The organism is Flavobacterium chungangensis (assembly GCF_042654045.1).
Taxonomy (GTDB): domain Bacteria; phylum Bacteroidota; class Bacteroidia; order Flavobacteriales; family Flavobacteriaceae; genus Flavobacterium; species Flavobacterium chungangensis.
The window spans coordinates 26,789-33,427 of sequence record NZ_JBHSFY010000026.1 but is presented as its reverse complement, the minus strand read 5'-3'; the positions used below and the strand labels follow the sequence as shown (position 1 = coordinate 33,427).

The 6,639-nt window shown below is 33.5% G+C and carries 6 protein-coding genes; 3 read left to right on the top strand and 3 right to left on the bottom strand.

Annotated features, from left to right (window positions below):
• Positions 1-297 precede the first annotated feature (297 nt).
• Positions 298-1,209: a hypothetical protein gene (locus tag ACFO3N_RS24830; RefSeq protein WP_379801505.1), complete on the bottom strand. Its 912-nt coding sequence runs from the start codon at positions 1,207-1,209 to the stop codon at positions 298-300.
• A gap of 174 nt (positions 1,210-1,383) precedes the next feature.
• Here ACFO3N_RS24830 and ACFO3N_RS24825 point away from each other — a divergent pair, with 174 nt between their 5' ends.
• From ACFO3N_RS24825 to ACFO3N_RS24815, 3 genes are all read left to right on the top strand, one after another.
• Complete coding sequence (locus ACFO3N_RS24825) at positions 1,384-1,860, top strand: MarR family winged helix-turn-helix transcriptional regulator (RefSeq protein WP_379801504.1); 477 nt, start codon at positions 1,384-1,386, stop codon at positions 1,858-1,860.
• A gap of 60 nt (positions 1,861-1,920) precedes the next feature.
• Positions 1,921-3,342: an MATE family efflux transporter gene (locus tag ACFO3N_RS24820; protein WP_379801503.1), complete on the top strand. Its 1,422-nt coding sequence runs from the start codon at positions 1,921-1,923 to the stop codon at positions 3,340-3,342.
• Positions 3,343-4,037: 695 nt separating this feature from the next.
• Positions 4,038-5,204 (top strand): hypothetical protein, encoded by a 1,167-nt coding sequence (locus tag ACFO3N_RS24815; protein ID WP_379801502.1) that lies wholly within the window; start codon positions 4,038-4,040, stop codon positions 5,202-5,204.
• A gap of 162 nt (positions 5,205-5,366) precedes the next feature.
• Here the strand turns inward: ACFO3N_RS24815 and ACFO3N_RS24810 are convergent, their stop codons facing one another.
• Both ACFO3N_RS24810 and ACFO3N_RS24805 read right to left on the bottom strand, forming a co-directional pair.
• A complete protein-coding gene (locus ACFO3N_RS24810) occupies positions 5,367-5,801 on the bottom strand; it encodes a DUF6526 family protein (RefSeq protein ID WP_379801501.1) in 435 nt (144 codons plus the stop codon).
• Positions 5,802-6,101: 300 nt separating this feature from the next.
• Positions 6,102-6,587, bottom strand: coding sequence for a DNA-deoxyinosine glycosylase (locus ACFO3N_RS24805; protein WP_379801500.1), 486 nt, complete (start codon positions 6,585-6,587; stop codon positions 6,102-6,104).
• Between the last annotated feature and the right edge of the window lie 52 nt (positions 6,588-6,639).

Sequence of the window (6,639 nt, the reverse complement as noted above, 5' to 3'; positions counted from 1 at the left end):
TGCGTTCTTTGCGCTTAAAAAAAAACTCAGAGCTTTTTTTGGCACAGCTTTGTATTTAAACTTTGCGACTTTGCGTCTTTGCGAGAATATTTCATTCGGCTAAAAAACCTTTGCGAACTTTGCGTAAATCTTTGCGTTCTTTGCGCTTAAAAAAAAACTCAGAGCTTTTTTTGGCACAGCTTTGTATTTAAACTTTGCGACTTTGCGTCTTTGCGAGAATATTTCATTCGGCTAAAAAACCTTTGCGAACTTTGCGTAATTCTTTGCGCTCTTTGCGGTTAAAAAAACTCAGAACCTTTATCTCGTAACTTTAACATGCTTACCGAAAGTGTAAACCGCTGTAATCGTTGGACCATTATATCCCCATTTTAAGAAACCGTTCAATCGGTCTTGAACCGTATCTATTCTAAAGTTCAAACCAGTATAACCTGCAGTAAGACTAAAGTTGTCAACAACATTATATAAAACCGATAAATTGTAACTTATGATTCGGCCATCGGTTTCATCAATTTTTACGGCAAGATAATTTACGTTGGCATATAAACCCCAGCGTTTTCCAAGAACAAATTCGCCCCAAATTCCAACATCTGGCAGTGGCGCAGTAAAATCAAAAGTATCACGATATTCGACACTTTGCGTATTAGCTTCTAATTTTAATCCTAAATCTGCGAAAAGAACATGCGCCCCAATCAATAAACCGGCTTGATATTTAGGTTTAGATAAAATAGCATACCCATAAGCAATTCTAGCAATTTGTACATTAAAAGTACCCTGAACCCTTCCGTCCAATGGGTAAGTATGATCTCCGAAATTAATATCTCTTTGCAGCGTTTTTGTTGCAGTTCTGTCTAGTACAAAATATTCAAAACCTAATCGAGATCTTTTGGATATGCGCCAATCAAATGTTCCTAAAAAGGATACAGTCGATTTAGAAAACCCTAAATCATTTTCAAGATCAATCTCAGTTCCTATATTTCCGTTGTTGCCTTCAACTTTAACTTGCGTGTTATTTACAGGAAAAAAAGCGCCAGCAGTAACTTTAAATCGTCTATTGTGCCAGGGCAGATCATCTACAGAACTATCTTGAAAATCGTCTTTTTCAGTTTTAAAAGTTGTTAAGCTATCCTCTTTACTGGCTTCAGCAACAGTTTGAGCGTTTAACGGAATCCAAAGGAGCATCATTACCAAAAAAATAAATAATTGTTTCATCAGATTAATTTTTAAGTTTTTATTAGGCAATATTTAACATTTAAAGTTAGTAAAAATAATCGTTCATTTTTCTTTTTTTAACCGAATTATTTTAGTGAATGAATTGTATATCAGTAAAATAAGGATTTGTTTTGAAAATAGTTGACATGTCAATCTTTTTTGTAATTTTGCATCATGGAAAAAAAACATACCGATAAAGAAAGTTTTTCAAATTTTTGGAAAGAAGAAATATCAGATAGTTTCTTCTTTCAGATTCATCGTATTAAACGTGCAATTTTCAGGCGTACCAATGCGTTAATGAATGAAGCTGGAATCACATTACAGCTCGAACAGTTGCCATTGTTGATGATTTTGCATCATAAAAGTCTTTCGCAGAGAGAATTGTCAGATAAGACAATGCGCGACAAATCGTCTATTTTAAGAAGTATATCAGCACTTGAAAAAAAGAATCTTGTTGAGGTGGTAAAAGATAAAATAGACAAACGTAAAAATATTGTAAGTCTTACTGATGAAGGAATTTCGCTAGCAAAAAACATTCGCTCGCTGATGAAAAGGGCGGAAGAAGAAGTAATGTCTGTTTTTTCTCCAAAAGAAAGAATTGAAGCGTTGAATGCGGTACGATCTTATGCCGACAAGCTAGAAACTCTTTAATTTTTTTTGAACTTTAAAAGTTGATATGTCAACTGATTTTTGAATAATTATTTTGAATAAATGAAAAAAAATGAATTATTAGAAGGGCCAATCCTTTCTTCATTATTAAAATTAGCCGTTCCGATTATGATTGCTAATTTATTACAAGCTGCATATCAGTTAGTAGATGCTTTTTGGGTTGGACGTCTGGGCGGTGATGCCGTTGCGGCGGTCTCGATAAGCACGCCTGTAATATTTTTAACCATTGCTTTAGGAACTGGATTGGCTATTGCGGGTTCTATTTTAATTGCACAATATTTTGGAGCAGGAAATCAGAAAATGGTCAACCACGTAGCAGCGCAGACTTTGTCGATGGTGATTATTGTTTCGGTTTTCTTGTCGATTATTGGATATATTTTAAGTCCATACTTTTTATATCTACTCAAGGTTGAGCCTGCAGTTTATGTTGATGCTTTAGGTTTTATGCGAGTGGCTTTTGTGGGGCTTGTTTTTAGTTTCGGATTTATGATTTTCCAATCGATTATGCGTGGAGTTGGACGTGTAACACTTCCTGTTTATATTGTTTTAGGAACCGTTATTTTGAACTTTGCATTAGATCCGCTGTTTATTTACGGATGGAAATTTATTCCAGCTATGGGCGTAAAAGGTGCGGCTTTGGCAACTTTATTTACACAACTTCTAGCTATTATTATCGGATTTGCCATTTTGTTTAGAGGAAAACACGGAATCCATCTTCGCATTGCCGATTTTAAGCCTGATTATAAACACATCAAAAGAGCTTTTGAAATTGGTTTTCCGTCTTCAATTGAGCAGTCTATGCGTGCTTTGGGAATGATGGCGATCACATTTTTGATTGTCCGTTTTGGTACATTGACGGTTGCTTCTTATGGTGCAGGTTCCAATTTGATTCAACTTATTTTAATTCCCGCTTTGGGTTTGTCCATGGCGATTGCAACTCTTGTTGGGCAAAATATTGGAGCTGGAAATGTTGATCGTGCCGCTGAAATTTCAAAATTAGGAGCTTATCTAGGTTTCGGATTATTGACTGGTCTCGGAGTCATTGCTTTTATTTTTGCTCCGTATTTAATCGCATTTTTTGTTCCAAATGATCAAGCGGTTATTGAAGGTGGAACAGAGTTATTGAGAATTACTTGTCTCTCTTGGGGATTTTTAGGCATACAGCTTTGTTTAACTGGTGTTTTTCGAGCTGTTGGAAATACAAAATTGCCTATGATTCTAACTTTGGTTTCGCAATGGGTAATTCAGTTTCCGCTGGCTTTTATTTTGTCTCATAATACTTCTTTAGGTAAAATTGGAATCTGGTGGGCTTTCCCGATTGCTTCTGTTGTAACGGCTTTAATTACGATTGTCATATACGCAAAAGGCGATTGGAAGAAAGAAAGACTTACAGGTAAAACCAATAAACTGATTGATAAAGTGGAAAGCGAAATTGTGAAGGAAGGGTTTGATATTTCTAAGTAAGGTTCTGAGGTGCTAGGATACTAAGGTTCTAAGTTTTTTTCTAGCAAAATCAAATTCGGTTATATTGTAGAGATGCACAGCAGTGCATCTAACCAAAGATTGGCAGATTACGGATATTCTGCGTTTTAGACGCACAGCAGTGCGTCTCTACGGAAATTCTTTGACGATTAGCGAAATCAAATTCAGTGATACTGTAGAGATGCACTGCAGTGCATCTAACCAAAGATTGGCAGATTACAGATATCATGTGTTTTAGACGCACTGCAGTGCGTCTCTACGGAAATTCTTTGGCGATTAGCAAAATCAGATTGCTGTATCAGAACTTCTTTTTACAAAATATAGATACCAGTAAACCTTTGTCTCTTTGCAGCTTTGTCCCTTTGCAACCAAAAATTGGCAGAAATTCATTGCCGATTTGGCTTATTAAATGGCTAAATGTTTCGGGAAGTTGTTTTGAAACCGTGATTGCGTGAGGGATGGGAATAAGCTGCCGAAGCAGCATGGACAGCCCGACAGCATTATGAAAAAAGGGCGAATATGCGTTGCTATTATTTGCCCTTTTTTTATAATGGTGGCACGCCCAGATTATTTTTCTTTTTAATTTTGTAAATATATTTTTATGAAAGGCAAGATAAATTTTAAGTATATTAGAACCTTAATATCTTAACATCTCAGAACCTTAGCACCTTTTAAAAATGACCAAAAATCTAAAACGTTATTTCATAAAATCTTTTATAGTATTAGCCTTAATTCATTTAGCTTACTTTTTATACGGTTATTTTACTTTTAAAGGACTAAAGAATATTAATACCTACACCGAGTTTTACCGATTCAAATTTTACGATGACGTTTCGATTTCGCACTTTTTTGTAAGTGGTTTGTTTTTGCTTTTCTTTTTGTTTTTTCTGATTCGGAATCATTCTAGAGAAGGTTATAAAGGTGGGAATCTGCTTAAAATCGCGGGTTGTTTGCTTTTTATTTCATTTCTGACTTTTTCGTTTTTTATTAGCTACAGTTTCGGAATGAATGCTAAACTGAAATCAGAATTGTCTGAAAAGGATTTTAATAATGACAAAAAACTGCTCAATGTTTTAAATCCGTTTTTATACGCATATACTTCCTATAGTTCTGAGAAACTATTTAATTATGAGAATATTTTATATCCAAAACCTTATCCGGTAATTAAGGAAGATGATACAATTGTACCTGGTGAATATCCGATTATAGAAACCAATTATTATAGCATTGACACCATAAAAGCTTTAACGAGCACTTTTGATAAAACGAAAAGTAAGGCGGATAGTATTTTTGATATTATTGGTTTTGATAAAGAGGAATTGCACAAAAGAGTGATCTCAAAAAGAATTGTGGGGGATAGCACAGAAATTATTTTTAAGAGTGTGTCGGTGCGTCCAGAACATGATGAAGATATTTGTATTTTCTTAGAAAATAAGTCTCTATTTAATCCGGTGCAAGGAGATTCTGTTGATAACCAAAGATATAAAGTAGCTGTAGATCGCTATAAATTGCTATACAATGCAAAGAAAGATTCATTAACGTATACTTTTCAAAGATTAGATACGCTTTTAAGAAAATACAATATAGAAACCAATCTGATTCCGAAGTTGCTGACTCAAGATGTATACCACTACAGAGATAATAAAGATGAACCGCTTAATGGAATTAGAAATAATTTTGATAGAAAGGCTTTAGCAGAAAAATTTAAAAAACTAAATAAATTATTTTATGAGCCAAACTATTTACATCCCAATATTGCTGCAATCTATTTTGCTGTAATTGTGTCAGTTGGCGTATTGCTGTCTCTATTTTATCTTATTTTTAATAAAAAGAGAGTTCAATAACAATGTCAAAAATCAATGGCAATGGCAAAATTCAATAATTAATTTTAAAAATTAAAAATTGATATTGTTATTGAACTTTGATATTGTAATTGCTATGAACTTTTGCTATTGAACTTTGCTATTGATTTTTGACATTGTAATTGCTATTGAATTTTGATATTGTTAAACTCTGTGGTAATCTGCTTTCCAGTGCACAATTGCTTTTTTGATTGCATCGCCTGTTAGGCTGTTTTTTAAAGTATCTTCAACAAGCGGGACTAATTCGTTATCGGGTGCAAAACGTAAGGCAAAAATCTGATCGTCTGTAAGTTTGTATTCAAATTCTTCGAATCTTTTGCCTGTTAAGGTAAAATAGCGGTAGCGCATTTCTAAGCGCACAATTCTGTTTTGCAGTGTCAATGCATAATGTTGGCGCAGCATATAAGCGAGTGCAAAAAGAAACACAAAAGCCACGCTAATAAATGTCCATATTAAATGATCTTCTGTCGTAACGGCCAAATAAATACTGGCAGCCAAGAACAAAATTAAAACGGGATAATATATAAAATGATGCGGTGTATAAAACCGTATATGATTATAATAGGTCTGAATTTTCATGTTTTTATCTTTTAATGGTAGCCTATAAAAACAAAACTACTCTATATTTCTATAGAGTAGCTTTTTCCCAAAAATAAACTAACATAACCAATGTTCTCTTTATAGACTAAACTTTTTACAGTTTGCTTTGTCAATTTTAATAAGAAGAAAGCCTTTCCATTTCGTTCATTAAATCTTCACTATGGCTTATTTTTCTTTGATGTAAAATTAGATCGAGAGTGGATGATTTTTGTTATACTTTAAAGCGAAAAAGTTACATGATTTCAATATTTGCATTTTAATTGTATAAAATGCAGGTCTTTATAATAAGGTTTTAATGATGTTCCATTCGTGTAATTTATCTTGAAAAGTCTTGCCAGCATTGGCCGGACTAGTTGATGGAAGTGTGAATGTTTTGTATTCTTTTGTTAAGTGAACATATTTTTTAAAAAACGCAGCTGCTTTTTGTCCGTTAAAAAGAATACTTTCTATTTGAGGATGTGTTGACAAAAAATCTTCAAAGTCATTTGCTATTTCGTTTTTAATCGCACTGTCCAAACTTCCAACTCGATCGCAAAATTGTAAGACATCCCAAAGCGCAATATTGTTTTTGACTAATAATTTTTTTCGTATTTCGTAATCATTAGAAAACTCTTCTCCTAGAATCTGAAACATAAACTTCCAAAAGTTATTCTGATTATGACCATAATACTGATTTAGCTCTAAAGATTTTGTTCCAGGCATTGTGCCTAAAATGAGAATTTTAGAAGAGGGAGAACTAATAGGGGCAAAGGAAAAACTTTTCATACTGGATAAATAGATATGTTAAAATAAACATTTATAAGGAATTATAAAACAA